At 47.3% G+C, this 15035-nt stretch carries 18 protein-coding genes; 15 read left to right on the plus strand and 3 right to left on the minus strand.

What is annotated here, in order from left to right; all coding sequences use genetic code 11:
• The first annotated feature begins 99 nt into the window (after positions 1–99).
• From USH94_RS11515 to USH94_RS11550, 8 genes are all read left to right on the plus strand, one after another.
• Positions 100–660: a lipoprotein gene (locus USH94_RS11515; RefSeq protein ID WP_111965526.1), complete on the plus strand. Its 561-nt coding sequence runs from the start codon at positions 100–102 to the stop codon at positions 658–660.
• A 127-nt stretch (positions 661–787) separates the two neighbouring features.
• The gene (gene pyrC, locus USH94_RS11520) at positions 788–1834 is read left to right on the plus strand and encodes a dihydroorotase (RefSeq protein WP_023311125.1); all 1047 of its coding nucleotides are present in this window, start codon (positions 788–790) and stop codon (positions 1832–1834) included.
• 74 nt (positions 1835–1908) lie between these two features.
• Positions 1909–2154 carry a DNA damage-inducible protein I gene (gene dinI / locus USH94_RS11525; protein WP_008500826.1) on the plus strand — a complete coding sequence of 82 codons (246 nt, stop codon included), beginning with the start codon at positions 1909–1911 and terminating at the stop codon, positions 2152–2154.
• Positions 2155–2427: 273 nt separating this feature from the next.
• Positions 2428–2682 carry a biofilm formation regulator BssS gene (gene bssS, locus USH94_RS11530; protein ID WP_008500827.1) on the plus strand — a complete coding sequence of 85 codons (255 nt, stop codon included), beginning with the start codon at positions 2428–2430 and terminating at the stop codon, positions 2680–2682.
• A 116-nt stretch (positions 2683–2798) separates the two neighbouring features.
• On the plus strand, positions 2799–3917 hold the full coding sequence (gene solA, locus USH94_RS11535; protein ID WP_111965525.1) for an N-methyl-L-tryptophan oxidase: 1119 nt from the start codon (positions 2799–2801) through the stop codon (positions 3915–3917).
• Between the two features lie 60 nt (positions 3918–3977).
• Positions 3978–4091 (plus strand): YceO family protein, encoded by a 114-nt coding sequence (locus USH94_RS11540; RefSeq protein ID WP_032639612.1) that lies wholly within the window; start codon positions 3978–3980, stop codon positions 4089–4091.
• A 207-nt stretch (positions 4092–4298) separates the two neighbouring features.
• Positions 4299–4865, plus strand: coding sequence for a cytochrome b (locus USH94_RS11545; RefSeq protein ID WP_111965848.1), 567 nt, complete (start codon positions 4299–4301; stop codon positions 4863–4865).
• Between the two features lies 1 nt (position 4866).
• A complete protein-coding gene (locus USH94_RS11550) occupies positions 4867–5445 on the plus strand; it encodes a YceI family protein (protein ID WP_111965841.1) in 579 nt (192 codons plus the stop codon).
• A gap of 41 nt (positions 5446–5486) precedes the next feature.
• On the opposite strand, the gene USH94_RS11555 is transcribed toward USH94_RS11550, so the two are convergent.
• Positions 5487–6536: a rhodanese-related sulfurtransferase gene (locus USH94_RS11555; RefSeq protein WP_111965842.1), complete on the minus strand. Its 1050-nt coding sequence runs from the start codon at positions 6534–6536 to the stop codon at positions 5487–5489.
• Positions 6537–6757: 221 nt separating this feature from the next.
• On the opposite strand from USH94_RS11555, the gene USH94_RS11560 reads away from it, so the two are divergent.
• Both USH94_RS11560 and mdtG read left to right on the plus strand, forming a co-directional pair.
• Positions 6758–7684, plus strand: coding sequence for a Kdo(2)-lipid IV(A) acyltransferase (locus USH94_RS11560; RefSeq protein ID WP_111965843.1), 927 nt, complete (start codon positions 6758–6760; stop codon positions 7682–7684).
• Positions 7685–7824: 140 nt separating this feature from the next.
• Positions 7825–9042 carry a multidrug efflux MFS transporter MdtG gene (gene mdtG / locus USH94_RS11565; RefSeq protein WP_111965844.1) on the plus strand — a complete coding sequence of 406 codons (1218 nt, stop codon included), beginning with the start codon at positions 7825–7827 and terminating at the stop codon, positions 9040–9042.
• Positions 9043–9183: 141 nt separating this feature from the next.
• Here the strand turns inward: mdtG and USH94_RS11570 are convergent, their stop codons facing one another.
• Positions 9184–9912, minus strand: coding sequence for a methyltransferase (locus USH94_RS11570; RefSeq protein ID WP_111965845.1), 729 nt, complete (start codon positions 9910–9912; stop codon positions 9184–9186).
• Between the two features lie 45 nt (positions 9913–9957).
• On the opposite strand from USH94_RS11570, the gene USH94_RS11575 reads away from it, so the two are divergent.
• From USH94_RS11575 to USH94_RS11585, 3 genes are all read left to right on the plus strand, one after another.
• Entirely contained in the window at positions 9958–10206 is a 249-nt protein-coding gene (locus USH94_RS11575) for a hypothetical protein (RefSeq protein ID WP_111965846.1), read from the plus strand.
• Positions 10207–10245: 39 nt separating this feature from the next.
• Entirely contained in the window at positions 10246–10455 is a 210-nt protein-coding gene (locus tag USH94_RS11580; RefSeq protein WP_146749046.1) for a hypothetical protein, read from the plus strand.
• Positions 10456–10576: 121 nt separating this feature from the next.
• Positions 10577–11437 (plus strand): hypothetical protein, encoded by an 861-nt coding sequence (locus USH94_RS11585; protein ID WP_111965847.1) that lies wholly within the window; start codon positions 10577–10579, stop codon positions 11435–11437.
• 511 nt (positions 11438–11948) lie between these two features.
• Here the strand turns inward: USH94_RS11585 and USH94_RS11590 are convergent.
• Positions 11949–13084, minus strand: a protein-coding gene (locus USH94_RS11590; RefSeq protein WP_320731321.1) for an IS3 family transposase whose coding sequence is annotated in 2 segments (ribosomal slippage) — positions 11949–12847 and positions 12847–13084 — 1137 coding nt in all. Because the reading frame shifts where the segments join, the coding sequence is not laid out codon by codon here.
• Positions 13085–13300: 216 nt separating this feature from the next.
• Here USH94_RS11590 and USH94_RS11595 point away from each other — a divergent pair.
• Positions 13301–13915, plus strand: a complete 615-nt coding sequence (locus USH94_RS11595) for a hypothetical protein (RefSeq protein ID WP_111966159.1) — start codon at positions 13301–13303, stop codon at positions 13913–13915.
• Positions 13916–14152: 237 nt separating this feature from the next.
• Complete coding sequence (locus tag USH94_RS11600; protein WP_320731322.1) at positions 14153–14899, plus strand: hypothetical protein; 747 nt, start codon at positions 14153–14155, stop codon at positions 14897–14899.
• The last annotated feature ends 136 nt before the right edge of the window (positions 14900–15035 follow it).

Raw genomic sequence — 15035 nt, forward strand, 5'->3', positions numbered from 1 at the left:
TCCCGCCCCACTTCTCAGTTTTTTCTGCTGGTTTCTGCCCATTCACGCTGACATACTGGCGTAACAGGACAGAAGCGCCGATTTTCGTTGAGGAACACTATGAAGAAAATTGTCTTTGCCGCTGCATTAGTTTTCAGCGGCCTGCTGGTTGGCTGTAACCAGCTCACGCAATATACCGTCAGTGAACAGGAAATTAATCAGGCGCTGGAAAAACATAACAATTTCTCTAAAGACATTGGCGTGCCGGGACTGGCGGACGCGCATATCGTGCTCACAAACCTGAGTAGCCAGATCGGACGTGAAGAGCCAAACAAAGTCACCCTGGCCGGTGATGCGGACCTCGATATGTCCTCCCTGTTTGGCAATCAGAAAGCCAACATCAAGCTCAAGCTGAAGGCACTCCCTGTTTTCAACAAAGAGAAAGGGGCGATTTTCCTGCAGGAGATGGAAGTGGTCGATGCGAAGGTGTCTCCGGACAAGATGGCACCGGTTCTGCAAACCCTGATGCCCTATCTGAATCAGTCGCTGCGTAATTATTTTAACCAGCAGCCCGCGTACGTCTTAAGTGAAGACAAAAGCAAGGGTGAAGCCCTGGCGAAAAAATACGCAAAAGGCATAGAGGTGAAACCGGGCGAAATTATCATTCCTTTCACCGATTAACCTGAAGGGCGCTGCGGCGCCCTTTTTTTTCACGGAAAAGTGTGCAAACGAAAACGTTTCCGCTTATGATTTGTGTCCGGCAAAAACAGCCATCCTTATGACTGATTCCTGACAAGCCGGAGCTTCCATGACTGCACAACCCCAGGTTCTTAAAATCCGCCGCCCTGACGACTGGCATATCCATCTGCGCGATGGCGATATGCTGAAAACCGTCGTGCCTTATACCAGCGAAATTTATGGCCGCGCGATTGTCATGCCTAACCTGGTTCCACCAGTCACCACCGTCGATGCCGCGATAGCCTATCGCCAGCGCATCCTGGATGCCGTGCCTGCGGGACACGATTTTACCCCGCTGATGACCTGCTATCTGACCGACTCGCTGGACCCGAACGAAGTGGAGCGTGGGTTTAACGAAGGCGTCTTTACGGCAGCGAAACTCTACCCGGCAAATGCCACCACCAACTCCAGCCACGGCGTCACCAGCATTGATGCCATCATGCCGGTTCTGGAACGCATGCAGAAACTGGGTATGCCGCTGCTGGTCCATGGTGAAGTCACGCACGCGGAGATTGACATCTTCGACCGTGAAGCCCGTTTTATCGAGACCGTGATGGAGCCTTTGCGCCAGCGCCTGCCAGCGCTAAAGGTGGTTTTTGAACATATCACCACCAAAGACGCGGCAGAGTACGTGCGTGACGGCAACGATCTTATCGCCGCCACCATTACGCCACAGCACCTGATGTTTAACCGTAACCACATGCTGGTGGGCGGGGTGCGCCCTCACCTCTACTGTCTGCCTATCCTCAAGCGCAACATCCACCAGCAGGCGCTGCGCGAGCTGGTCGCCAGCGGGTTCTCCCGCGCGTTCCTCGGTACCGACTCCGCACCTCACGCCCGCCATCGTAAAGAGGCGAGCTGCGGCTGTGCAGGCTGCTTCAACGCCCCAACGGCGCTTGCCAGCTACGCAACAGTATTTGAAGAGATGAACGCGCTGGAACATTTCGAAGCATTCTGCTCCCTTAACGGCCCGCGCTTCTACGGCCTGCCGGTCAACGACACCTTCATCGAGCTGGAGCGGAAAGCGAGCCACGTTGAGGAGTCCATTGCCCTGACGGATGATACGCTGATCCCATTCCTGGCGGGTGAAACCGTTAACTGGACGGTAAAACGTTAAAAAATCAATCCCCCTTGTTGTCAAACAGATAATATGCCTGTATAAATAAACAGTATATTACACAGGGGGCATTTATGCGTATTGAAGTCACCATAGCCAAAACTACCGTTCTGCCTGCCGGCGCGCTTGATGCACTGGCAGGCGAATTATCCCGCCGTATTAACAACACCTTTCCCGATAACGCGGGTGCCGTAACGGTGCGTTACGCCGCGGCGAACAACCTATCCGTCATTGGTGCTGCGAAAGAAGATAAAGATCGCATCAGCGAAATCCTGCAGGAAACGTGGGAAAGCGCAGACGACTGGTTTATCACAGATTAACACTGCTCCCTCATTGTGTTTTTTGCCGGGTCGCCCCGGCTTTTTTTTGTCTAAAAATCCTGCAAGTTCAAATTAATTCGGCATCTTCTTTAAGAATCGTGAACAAGATGGTGTTTTATTGTTCGAACAATCCTAAAAAGCAGAAAAATGTGTTGCCAGCTGTTTATTTTTCCCGTCGGAACCCTTATTACTTGGTATACTGAAGATGCTTTCAGAAAAACATGCATTGAACCTCAAAGCCGTTGTCTTCTAACACGCATTAAGGGGGTTATAATGGAAAAGAATAGTGAAGTGATCCAGACCCATCCACTGGTTGGTTGGGATATCAGTACCGTAGATAGCTACGATGCGCTGATGCTGCGTTTGCACTACCAGACCCCGAATCAACTCAACCGTGAAGAAGCGGAAGTTGGACAGACGCTGTGGCTAACAACAGACGTCGCCCGTCAGTTTATTTCTATTTTAGAAGCAGGTATTGCAAAAATAGAATCTGGCGACTATCAGGAAAATGAGTATAAACGGCACTAAGCTTATGCCCACTTTTCTCTCTACAGGCACCCTCGCGGTGCCTTATTTATTTCTCCCTTGTCTAACCCCGCGTTGTTAATTACTCTGCTAACAAAACGTCAGTTTATGAGATGCATATGAAATACGACTTAATCATTATTGGTAGCGGCTCCGTGGGTTCCGCCGCCGGTTATTACGCAACACAGGCAGGCCTGAAGGTCCTGATGATCGATGCCCACCTTCCTCCTCATTCGGAGGGCAGCCATCATGGCGATACCCGCCTCATGCGCCACGCGTATGGAGAAGGCGAGCGCTATGTACCGCTGGTGCTTCGCGCCCAGACGCTGTGGGATGAACTGGCGAAGCAGACCGAAGAGCGTATTTTCGAGCGTACCGGCGTCATCAACCTTGGCCCTTCCCATTCTGATTTTCTCGCCAGCGTCGAGCGCAGCGCAAAAGCCTTTAATCTTGATGTCGAGAAGCTGGACGCGACGGGCATTACCGCGCGCTGGCCTGAAATTACCGTCCCCGACGATTACATTGGCCTCTTTGAAGCCCACTCCGGCGTGCTGCACTGTGAAACAGCGATCAAAACCTGGATCGATCTTGCCGCGAAAGCCGGCTGCGCGCAGCTGTTTAACTGTCCGGTAGAGGCTATCACCGATGACGAGAATGGCGTCACGGTAACGACTATTGACGGCGACTATTCAGCGTCCCGCCTGCTCGTCAGCGCAGGAACCTGGGTCACGCGCCTGCTGCCGGAACTGCCTGTCCAGCCGGTGCGTAAGGTCTTCTCCTGGTTCCAGTCGGATGGGCGCTACAGCGCGCAGAATAAATTCCCGGCCTTTACCGGCGAATTGCCGAATGGAGATCAGTTCTACGGTTTCCCTTCCGAGAAAGACGCGCTGAAAATCGGTAAACACAACGGTGGCCAGGCTATCGCCTCTCCTGACGAGCGTAAGCCCTTCGGCGCCTTCCCACAGGATGGTTCAGAGGCCTTCTCGTTCCTGCGCAATATTCTTCCAGGCGTCGGTGGCTTGCTGTATGGCGCGGCCTGTACCTACGACAACACGCCGGATGAAGACTTTATCATTGACACCCTGCCGGGGCATGACAACGTCCTGCTTATCACCGGGCTGAGCGGCCACGGCTTTAAGTTTGCTTCCGTGCTGGGTGAAATCGCCGCGCAGTTTGCCCAGGGCATCACGCCGCAGTTTGATCTGACGCCCTTCTCCCTCTCGCGATTTAACGGATAATCCGCCACGGGCTCCGGACGTCCCGGAGCCCGTTTCATTTACACTGCATGTTGGGGCGTTATGCGCAGGATCGTTAACTTTCTTATGAATAATATTCGCGAGCATTTTATGCTCTATATCTTACTGTGGGCGCTACTGGCCATTATTGATTTTGTTTATATTGTATTTTATTGAAAACTCTTGCTGACAATAATTGACATTAATTTAGCTTTATTGAAACTCTCTATTTTACTTGCACGAAGACATTGAATTAAATTTATTGATCCTGTTCAAAAACGCTGAAATAAATAAAATAAAAATCAATAGACAATTATTTCAGTTGCAATATCACCTCTTCCCGTTCATTTTTACCTTTCGGTTAATATGAAAATGGACATTCTGATGCAATTGCGTAACTCCTCCCGGCGCTACGGAATAATATCCATAAGTTTGCACTGGATATTTGCTCTTGCCGTCTACGGTATGTTTGGACTTGGGCTCTGGATGGTCACGCTCAGCTATTACGATGGCTGGTATCACCAGGCGCCAGAGTTGCATAAAAGTATTGGTGTCCTGCTGATGCTGGGGCTGGTCTTCCGCGTGATCTGGCGACATATCTCCCCGCCGCCCGCCGCGCCAACGTCTCACAGCAAATTTACCCGCGTTAGTGCAGTCGCCGCGCATATTGCCCTCTATGCGCTGCTGTTTGCCATCCTGATTAGCGGCTATCTCATTTCGACGGCTGACGGTAAGCCGATTAACGTTTTTGGCCTGTTCGAGGTTCCGGCAACGCTTAGCGATGCCGGGGCGCAGGCCGATACGGCGGGGGTAGTTCACCTCTGGCTTGCCTGGAGCGTGGTGATCCTGTCCGTACTTCACGGGCTTGCCGCCCTCAAACACCATTTTATTGATAAAGACGATACGCTAAAGCGCATGCTTGGCCGCTCGTCAGTTGACTCTGGAGCATAAAATGAAAAGACACCTGCTGGGTATCGCCCTGGGTTCTCTGTTATTCACCGCCGGTAATGCCGTGGCGGCGGATTATAAAATTGATAAAGAGGGCCAGCACGCTTTCGTCAATTTCCGTATTCAGCACCTGGGATACAGCTGGCTGTACGGTACCTTTAAGGATTTTGACGGCACGTTCACCTTTGACGAGAAAAATCCCGCGGCCGATAAAGTCAATGTGACGATTAATACGAACAGCGTCGACACGAACCACGCAGAGCGCGATAAACACCTGCGAAGTGGGGAGTTCCTCAACGTCGCGAAATTCCCGCAGGCGACCTTCACTTCTACTGAGGTGAAGAAAGACGGTGATAAGCTGAATATTACCGGCAACCTGACGCTTAACGGCGTAACCAAACCGGTCACGCTTGATGCTAAATTACTGGGCCAGGGTGACGATCCGTGGGGCGGTAAACGCGCAGGCTTTGAAGCGGCAGGGAAAATTCACCTGAAAGATTTTAATATCACAACGGATTTAGGCCCGGCGTCTCAGGACGTTGAGCTGATTATTTCCGTTGAAGGGGTACAGCAGAAATCATAATAACTTCGCCCGGCAGGTTTTCACCGTGCCGGGCGTTATTATCATTCCGGGTCAGGGATACCCAGTTTGGTATTCAGACGACCACGTGATTTATTAAAAATCTTGTTGCCGTTTTCACGTCCTGCGCGACGGCGACGTTGCTCTTCTTCCGGCAGGATGCTCTCTTCACTGCACAGCTCGCTACAGCAGCCGTTAAACTTCTCGGCACAGGCCGGGCACTGAATGAACAGCAGATGGCAGCCGTCGTTTTTGCAGTTGGTGTGGGTATCGCACGGCGCGCCGCACTGGTGGCACTGGGCAATAACGTCTTCAGAGATACGCTCACCCATCCGCTCGTCAAAGACAAAGTTTTTCCCGATAAAGCGTACCGGCAACCCCTGCTCACGGGCGCGACGAGCGTACTCAATAATGCCGCCTTCAATGTGCCAGACCTTATTGAAGCCGTTGTGCTTCATCCACGCGCTGGCTTTCTCGCAGCGGATACCGCCGGTGCAGTACATAACGATCTTTTTATCTTTATGCTCCTGCATCATCTCAACCGCTTTGGGCAATTGCTCGCGGAAGGTATCAGCCGGGATTTCCATCGCGTTCTCGAAATGCCCCACTTCGTACTCATAGTGGTTACGCATATCAATGAATACGGCATCCGGATCGTCCAGCATCGCATTCACTTCCGCCGCCTTGAGGTATTCACCGACGTCCGACGGGTTAAACTCAGGATCGTCGATACCGTCTGCCACGATGCGTTCACGCACCTTCATGCGCAGCACCCAGAAGGATTTCCCGTCATCATCCAGGGCAATGTTCAGGCGTAAGCCGTCGAGTGCAGGGTCAAACTGATAAAGTACGTCACGGAAGGCGCTGACTTTGCTTTCCGGTACGCTAATCTGCGCGTTGATACCTTCACGGGCAAGGTAGACGCGGCCGAAGACGTTAAGCGCCGTGAACGCCTGATAAAGCGCATCGCGGGTAGCCTGCGGATCGTCGATCGTGAAGTATTTATAGAATGAGATGGTTGTGCGCGGTTCGGTTTCAGCCAACATACGCGCTTTTAACATCTCATTCGAAACGCGGTTGTGTAACACTGGCATGGTGTACAGTCCTGGAATCGTTAGAGAGAATGAAAAATCGGTCGGCATCATATAGCAAACAAAACCAATTTACATCCACACAATTTACGCTACATTTCACACACCCTGATTAATCAGGCTTAACAATTGCTGTATTCGTGCACGCTTCGAAAGCAGATATTTTGGCTACGTCTCAAAAAATGAGACACTAGCAAAACAGGACGTTTGAACACAGGAAAGACATGACCCAGTTACCAAAATTTACTGCCGCCCTTTTGCATCCCCGCTATTGGTTGACCTGGCTTGGCATCGGCTTTTTATGGCTTCTGGTACAGCTTCCCTACCCTGTTATTTTTCGGTTGGGTAAATTTCTGGGCCGCTTCGCGCAACTGTTTATGAAACGTCGAGCCAGAATCGCGTACCGCAATCTTGAGCTGTGTTTTCCGCAGATGAGCGAGTCAGAGCGTCACGATATGGTCGCGAAGAATTTCGAATCCGTCGGGATGGGCCTTATGGAAACCGGCATGGCGTGGTTCTGGCCGGACAAACGCATGGCTCGCTGGAGCGAGGTGACGGGTACCGGCATGGATCCGGTGCATACGCTTCAGGCCAACCAGACGGGCGTTCTGCTGATTGGCGTCCATTTCCTGACGCTTGAAATCGGGGCGCGCATGTTCGGCATGCAGGCGCCGGGCATTGGCGTTTATCGCCCTAACGATAACCCGGTCATCGATTTAATCCAGACCAATGGCCGCATGCGCTCCAACAAAAGCATGATCGACCGTAAAGATCTGAAGGGAATGATCCGCGCGCTGAAATCCGGTGAAGTGGTCTGGTACGCCCCCGACCACGACTATGGCCCGCAGGCCAGCGTATTTGTCCCCTTCTTCGCCGTTGAAGAGGCCGCCACAACGACCGGAACCTGGATGCTGGCGCGGATGTCCAAAGCCGCTATCGTGCCTTTTGTTCCCCGCCGTAAGCCGGATGGTTCAGGCTACGAGCTGATGATGCTGGAGCCGGAACTCGCGCCACCGCTCGACGATGCGGAAACCACCGCGCGCTGGATGAACAGCGTTGTGGAGAAGTGCATCATGCTGGCGCCCGAGCAGTACATGTGGTTGCACCGCCGTTTTAAAACGCGGCCACACGGCACGCCGTCTCGCTATTAATCCTCATGCGGCCCTCAGGGCCGCATGCTGTTTTAGCTTTAAAAGCTCCCCCTCATTGCGGTATTCATAACCCAGGCACATAATTAGCAGGCTTATTACTTCATGCTTCAGGTGCTCAGCACCTCATTATGCGGATTGTTATGTCACCCTCAGATGCCCCCATAAACTGGAAGCGTAACCTCACGGTTGCGTGGCTTGGCTGTTTTCTTACCGGCGCGGCCTTTAGCCTGGTCATGCCCTTCCTGCCGCTCTACGTCGAACAGCTTGGCGTGACGGGCCACAGCGCGCTCAATATGTGGTCTGGCCTGGTATTCAGCATCACGTTTCTCTTTTCCTCGATGGCCTCACCCTTCTGGGGCGGCCTTGCAGACCGCAAGGGGCGAAAAATCATGCTGCTGCGCTCGGCGCTTGGGATGGTCATCATTATGGCGCTGATGGGCGTGGCGCAAAACGTCTGGCAGTTTCTAATACTGCGCGCGCTGCTGGGCCTGCTGGGAGGATTTATTCCCAACGCGAATGCCCTGATTGCCACACAAATTCCCCGCCATAAAAGCGGCTGGGCGCTGGGCACGCTCTCAACCGGCGGCGTGAGCGGTGCCCTGCTGGGGCCACTGGCCGGCGGGCTCCTGGCCGATAGCTATGGACTGCGGCCGGTTTTCTTTATCACCGCCAGCGTGTTGTTCCTGTGCTTCATCGTCACCCTGCTCTGTATTCGGGAAAACTTCACGCCTGTCGCCAAAAAAGAGATGCTCCACGCCAGGGAAGTGCTGACCTCACTAAAAAATCCCAGACTGGTGCTGAGCCTGTTCGTGACGACAATGATTATCCAGGTGGCTACCGGGTCGATTGCCCCTATTCTGACGCTTTACGTTCGCGATCTGGCGAGTAACGTCAGCAATATTGCGTTCATCAGCGGGCTGATTGCCTCCGTACCCGGCGTGGCAGCGCTGCTGAGCGCCCCAAGGCTCGGAAAACTGGGGGACCGGGTGGGTCCGGAAAAAATACTGATCTGCGCGCTGGTGATTTCCGTCCTGCTGCTTATCCCGATGTCGATGGTGCAAACGCCATGGCAGTTGGGTGCCCTGCGCTTTTTACTGGGAGCCGCCGACGGCGCATTGCTTCCCGCCGTACAGACCCTGCTGGTTTACAACTCCACGAACCAGATTGCCGGGCGTATTTTCAGCTATAACCAGTCATTCCGCGATATCGGTAACGTCACCGGACCGCTGCTCGGGGCTGGGGTCTCCGCCAGTTTCGGTTTTCGCGCCGTCTTTATCGTGACGGCGGGCGTCGTGTTGTTCAATGCCATTTATTCATGGTTTAGTTTATCCCGCGCGTTACGGCCGGTGACGGAATAAGACGAACGCCTGACAGCTTATTTTCGTATTCATACTTGCAGAATCAGATATTCAGCTATTCTTTCCCTGAAACCTTCTGGAAAACAGGGAGACACCAATGACCATGTACGCCACGCTGGAAGCAGCGTAAAGTAAAATACATCATAAATTTTTGCCGTCATAATCAACTAAGACGCTCTCACAAATCCCTTTCGTACCATTCCATTCATCTTTGAAGATACTGGTGTCGATACCGCAACCAGGTTGAAACGTGTACCCCGTATCATCCACGAACTTTTGATACTTAGCAGTTTGTACTGAAGCGTCATAGTACCTATGTCCAGAGTACTTAAACCCTGCGGAACCTTGCGGTACGATACATGCCCCAAAAGATGAGAAAGTACTCGCATATTCAATCACCTTATATTCAAACTCACTGCCCTTATAACGGCCTGTATAGACTTCTGACGTGTTGATCTTACCGAAAGGAGGATTGCTATAGACAACATCATAGAAATGGTCTGATGAGTAATTTAGTGCGTCACCTGTAATCCATTCTGCCTCTGGTAGTACCCTCTTCCCAATCATTACGTACTTTGGATTAAGTTCTACGCATGTAATGTGCGTAGGTCTATTCCTTAAGTACTGGTAGTGGCTGAGGCGACCGATTCCCGCACATAGTTCGATACAATGACCAGTACAGCCAGCATCAAGTATGAAATCCCATGCGAGCATTTCAGGTGTGAAGAAAGCACCAGTAGCCCCTTTACCATCGCCTTTGTAGTTGTTGAAGATAAACTCTCTATTGTCTTGTGTGAGTCGCTTATCAGAGTGGATGAGATCCATAACCTGAATGTGTAATGCTGATTCCTTTTTAGTAATTCTTGCCATAAGATACCCTTGTACAGTAGTTGTATGGGTATTTAGGAAATAATAATGAAATCCCTAATAATGATTCTTATCCCGTTAACATTAGCGGGATGTGCAGCAGTACAATATAATGATGGAAAGACTGTTAGTATTCAGTCTGACGGTTGGTATGGTTTAGATAGTTTACAAACAACAGCAAATGAAGCATGTCAGCAGTATGGGAAAGAAAAGGCAACATATGTTCATAGTGCTAACATGAACCCACATTTACCTAAAGGCAGTGGTGTACAAAATACAGTTTGGAAATGTGAGTAATCTGTCACAGATATATTTTATATTATTGAGGATTAAAACATGACTGACGAAGATTTCAAACGTAACTATCCACCAGAGCAGTACGATTACGTCTATAAAAGCAGTAGAACGAAAGGTTCTATGGGTGAAACTGAAACCGATGTTTATGACATTGTTTCAAAGGAAACCGGAAAAATAGTTCTTACAGCTACCTATACTGAGCACACTAGCCACCGACCAACAAGGACTACAGCCAATTGGAATTGGTAATCCCATGAGGCAAGCCAAAATGTTAGAGGGGGATAACAGTGAGATATAACCCCCTCAGGATCAGAAATTAAATCAATCAAATTAACTCACACACAGGAACACTCAAAAAAGGATATTTGAAATGATTAGTTTTTTACCAGAAATGGGAATGCGAACTTATATTGATGAACAGTTAGCTCAGTTTGGTTTTCAATATGATGATAGCCTAACAATAATTGAAAATTTAAAGACTGTTTTTGCATTACAAAGAAGGATACCAAGTGTCAAAAGAAGAATAGTAATCGAACTACCAGGAATTCAAGTGCCTAAAGAAACAGAAAAGGCGTATGACTCAATCAGAAGGAAACTTACCCTTGGGGTATCCATAAAGCCACATCTTTCTTTAAGCACGTCGAAGTACATATATAACGATCTTCTTTTAAACTGTTGGAATATCCATCACTTACATCTTTCTGAAGAACCATATAAGAAAGGATACTTTAATCGAACTGGCCCCGTTTTATTTTGTATGTTTTTTGAAAATGCAGTAGTTCTTATAGACATCATGCCTCATGGACGCGGACATTCGGATGTTTGGGTTAATGAAAAACTGATAAAAAAATTACATAAATACCTTCCGGAATCTATAGAACGTTATAAAGCAAAAGGTATTACAGGACATGAATTAGATTCAACACAACGCCTAGCGTTACAAAAAAGTCATTGTAATTACTCATTAAAAATGGGAGATGGAACTGTATATCAACTGATGGGGATAATGTCTAATGGTGATTGTTTCCATGATATACATAGTTTAATGCATGTTCAAAGAAATATTGATTATTTCACACAAGTAATACAAGCTGATGAGAAAGCATTTAAGCAGTCATTAGATATAAAAGAAAATGATAATTTAACATTAACGATAGCTTTTCATGAAAATGAAATTAAACTGTATGCACCAGAGCAAAAAACCATAATTAATATAAACACCCCTAAATGAAAATGGCCTCGATTAAGAGGCCACTAAATCATTTACCTAAATCCAGAAAAGATTTTGGAGGTTTACTAATAATCATTTGCACTCCATCTTTAGTCGATTTGAGGGATTTCATTAACTTTCGAGCCGTATCAGGAAGTTTGCTATGTTTAACAACCAAATAACCTCCCCTAACTTTTTTAATAATACCATATTTTTCAATCTGATCAAAGTCGACCGTTGCGTACTCTTTTGCTTGTGCAACTAATGCACTTAACAATTCCTATTTTGAAAGCTCGTTTACATTTTTCATAACAACCTCGAAGCTCTTTTGTACGTTTTTAGATTATCAGCATTATGTATTCGTAATCAAGGGACATGTTGAAAAAATGTCGATATGCATAGCAAAACTAAAAGACCACTCATCAATGATTTTATTTTTTATTCATATGTAATACTTAATGTAATTTTCACGGCTATATAAAAAAAAGCCCCTTATGGGGCTTTCTTATTAGTTTGAATCGCCACGGATAATCTAGACACTTCTGAGCCGTTGATAATATAGGTTTTCATATTCAGCCGGTGGTATCTGCTCGCTCGAACCATGCCGACGCTTACTGTTATAAAACATTTCGATATAATCAAAAATATCGCTTCTGGCTTCGTCTCTCGTTCCGTAGATCCTTTTCTTAATCCGTTCGCGTTTCAGTAGCTGGAAAAAGCTTTCCGCAACCGCGTTGTCGTGGCAGTTACCGCGACGACTCATGCTGCCTTCCAGACCGTGTGATTTCAGGAACGACTGCCACTCATGGCTCGTGTACTGACTACCCTGATCAGAGTGAACTTGAGGATTACGCCTCCACACCGCCATAAGTAATGCGTTCAGGACAATCTCTTTTGTCATGCGGGGTTGCATTGACCAGCCGATAACTTTTCGGGAGAACAGGTCAACCACCACGGCCAGATACAGCCAGCCTTCGTGGGTTCGGATGTAGGTTATGTCCGTCACCCAACGCTCATCCGGTGAGTCCGGATTGAACTGCCGCTGGAGCCTGTTGGGTGTCACGATACTGGCTTCGCCTTTACGTGCTCGTGGGCTACGGTACCCAACCTGAGCTTTTATTCCGGCACGCTTCATCAGCCGCCAGACCCGGTTCACTCCGCACTGCTGTCCGGTATCACGCAGATCGAGATGGATCTTGCGATAACCATAGACGCAGCCAGACTCAAGCCAGAACTGTTTGATTTGCCCGGTCAGCATCTGATCTGTCTGGTGACGCTGCGAATGTGGCTGCTGAAGCCAGAAATAAAATCCACTCGGATGGACATCCAGAACCCGACAGAGCAAACGAACAGGCCAGCAACGGCTGTTGTCGCGGATAAAGGCGTACCTCAGTCGGACAGCTTTGCGAAGTACGCCGCGGCTTTTTTTAATATGTCCCGTTCGTCCGTAACCCGCTTCAACTCTTTCTGAAGACGGCGGATCTCGGCCTGAGCATCTGACTGTTCATTATGAGTGGAAGAATCCGGGCCGTACTTCTTTATCCAGGCGTAAAGACTGTGAGTGGTGATATCGAGACGTGTTGCAACACTGGAAACAGAATGACCACGATCAACAACCTGTTTGACTGCTTCAATTTTAAACTCTTCAGGATAACGCTTACCGCTCATGGGCACCTCTCTTTAAGTCATCTTAAATGACTCTGAGGTGTCTGTTAAACCCGTGGCGATTCAGTTAGTAGTTGGTTCTTCGCACAGCAAGCTATGTTGGAGGCACATGATAAGGATGATGCATTCTGTGATATGCAGGGTGAATTACCCTTTTGATAGCACCTTAAACAATGTTGTGGTACATACAATACAAAAGATTTTATCGGGAAGGGATTCATGGATTGGGGCAATGGTTCAGATCTGATTAGTGCTGTATGTAATGCTGTAATGGCAGGTGTAGCTGTGTATGCAGCTGCAAATGCTAATCAGTGGTTCTCACAACGATCACATACAAAAGGTTTTGATAAAGCCGAACAACTGTTATCCGATATCGATGAACAATACAGTAAAACTAAAATGTACATATCTGAATTACATGATGCGTTTGAGTACTTAAAAGCTGTCGATGAACGCATAACTTATATTGATAGAAACAAAGCTCATGATTATCAAATGATTATTCTAAACCACACGTTTGATATTCAAAGAATAGACGACCTATCAGAAAATTTGGAAATGATTGAAAGGTGGTCGTTATTTTTGAAAGACAAAGACATAATTAATGACGTGCTTAAGAAACTTCGTGATTCAAGTGTCTCCGCTTTTAATGCTTCTTCATTAGCAAAAAGCTGTATATATCATGCTGAGCATATGGGCATGGATGAATTCAGTACTTCATTCAAGCAATTCAAAGTACAATATAATGATTATGTTAAGGACTTGGCAGAAACGGAACAGAAATACCTTAAGTTCAAAAAAACAAAATTTATTGATTTGTTTCAAGTAAAATAAATCCCCTACTGGAGCTTTATTTGATTACATTTTCTTTCAGCTAAAGCTCTTACGAATGGTTTGAATGCTTGTTCTTCTGCATCTTGACGCAAATCCAAACAAATCTGAGTTTCACGCCACACCCACACCTTCAACAAACCTACCCACCGTGGGGGCGTGAGGTTGTGAGTGTACTTGATTTCGTTTACTGTGGTAAAGTCTTTGTGCTGATTATCATGACAACAGGATCATTTATAGATGGTTTGCAGGAAGATAAATATCATCCTTATCTCTATTGTTGGAGTACTATTAATTTTAGCGATTTTGGTACTCATTAAAGTTCTCTTCGCTGATGTCAAGGGATTTGAATGGGGATCATTTACGGATTGGTTAAGTGCCGTTGGGACATTTGGTACTTTCATAATTGCTATAATCGCGTTAATGAAAGTACCTGATTGGATGGCTCAGAAACATTATGATATAGCTTACACTATTATTGAAAATGCTGTATACAAAGATCTTTCTGATATCCGAACAATAAGCTTTCGAGCTAAAAATACCGTATTAGCTTTAACAAAAAAAATTGTCGAGGCTGTTAGAATCGATGGTGATGATGTTAAAATCAAATCACATATTGATGAGCTAAATCAAGAGTTGGAAAACAAAAATGATGAATATCATCGTTTATCATATGGTATCATAAATCAATTCAAATCAATTTCACGTACTAATTATGATATTAGTGAACACGCAAGTGAAATTGAAAACTTCGTTCAAAAGACAACAAAAGAATATGATGATATTTTCACTCGAATTTATATAGCTCTTGGGGAATACGAGAACTTTTACTTTGCTGATAAAATAGCAAAAGACAACTTTGAAAAAGAAATAAATGATATTCGTCATGCCGCAGTAAAAAATAACAAACAGTTATTAGATAAAGTAAATAAAGTTTACTCACAAAATCTACCTATAAAAGATTTTATAAACCGCAAAAAGAAATAAAGCCCCTCTTGGGGCTTCTTTTTGCAATTAATTTCTTTTGTTGTAAAACTTATTGAGGGCTAAGCGTGTGAGCAAGAACAGTATGGTAGCGTAGATAAGTACCATCAGTATTAAGGCGATGAACCTTACCGGATCT

This window comes from Enterobacter sp. 148H3 (genome assembly GCF_034107425.1).
In the GTDB taxonomy this organism is placed as follows: Bacteria; Pseudomonadota; Gammaproteobacteria; order Enterobacterales; family Enterobacteriaceae; genus Enterobacter; species Enterobacter vonholyi.

Excerpts from the sequence above, each read along its gene's own strand:
- USH94_RS11515 (WP_111965526.1), top strand. The coding sequence starts at position 100 with ATGAAGAAAATTGTCTTTGCCGCTGCATTAGTTTTCAGCGGCCTGCTG.
- USH94_RS11550 (WP_111965841.1), top strand. The coding sequence starts at position 4,867 with ATGAAAAGACACCTGCTGGGTATCGCCCTGGGTTCTCTGTTATTCACC.
- mdtG (WP_111965844.1), top strand. The coding sequence starts at position 7,825 with ATGTCACCCTCAGATGCCCCCATAAACTGGAAGCGTAACCTCACGGTT.
- USH94_RS11570 (WP_111965845.1), bottom strand. The coding sequence starts at position 9,912 with ATGGCAAGAATTACTAAAAAGGAATCAGCATTACACATTCAGGTTATG.
- USH94_RS11595 (WP_111966159.1), top strand. The coding sequence starts at position 13,301 with ATGGATTGGGGCAATGGTTCAGATCTGATTAGTGCTGTATGTAATGCT.
- USH94_RS11600 (WP_320731322.1), top strand. The coding sequence starts at position 14,153 with ATGGTTTGCAGGAAGATAAATATCATCCTTATCTCTATTGTTGGAGTA.
- USH94_RS11580 (WP_146749046.1), top strand. The coding sequence starts at position 10,246 with ATGACTGACGAAGATTTCAAACGTAACTATCCACCAGAGCAGTACGAT.
- pyrC (WP_023311125.1), top strand. The coding sequence starts at position 788 with ATGACTGCACAACCCCAGGTTCTTAAAATCCGCCGCCCTGACGACTGG.
- USH94_RS11555 (WP_111965842.1), bottom strand. The coding sequence starts at position 6,536 with ATGCCAGTGTTACACAACCGCGTTTCGAATGAGATGTTAAAAGCGCGT.
- USH94_RS11545 (WP_111965848.1), top strand. The coding sequence starts at position 4,299 with ATGCAATTGCGTAACTCCTCCCGGCGCTACGGAATAATATCCATAAGT.
- USH94_RS11575 (WP_111965846.1), top strand. The coding sequence starts at position 9,958 with ATGAAATCCCTAATAATGATTCTTATCCCGTTAACATTAGCGGGATGT.
- USH94_RS11540 (WP_032639612.1), top strand. The coding sequence starts at position 3,978 with ATGCGCAGGATCGTTAACTTTCTTATGAATAATATTCGCGAGCATTTT.
- dinI (WP_008500826.1), top strand. The coding sequence starts at position 1,909 with ATGCGTATTGAAGTCACCATAGCCAAAACTACCGTTCTGCCTGCCGGC.
- bssS (WP_008500827.1), top strand. The coding sequence starts at position 2,428 with ATGGAAAAGAATAGTGAAGTGATCCAGACCCATCCACTGGTTGGTTGG.
- solA (WP_111965525.1), top strand. The coding sequence starts at position 2,799 with ATGAAATACGACTTAATCATTATTGGTAGCGGCTCCGTGGGTTCCGCC.
- USH94_RS11560 (WP_111965843.1), top strand. The coding sequence starts at position 6,758 with ATGACCCAGTTACCAAAATTTACTGCCGCCCTTTTGCATCCCCGCTAT.
- USH94_RS11585 (WP_111965847.1), top strand. The coding sequence starts at position 10,577 with ATGATTAGTTTTTTACCAGAAATGGGAATGCGAACTTATATTGATGAA.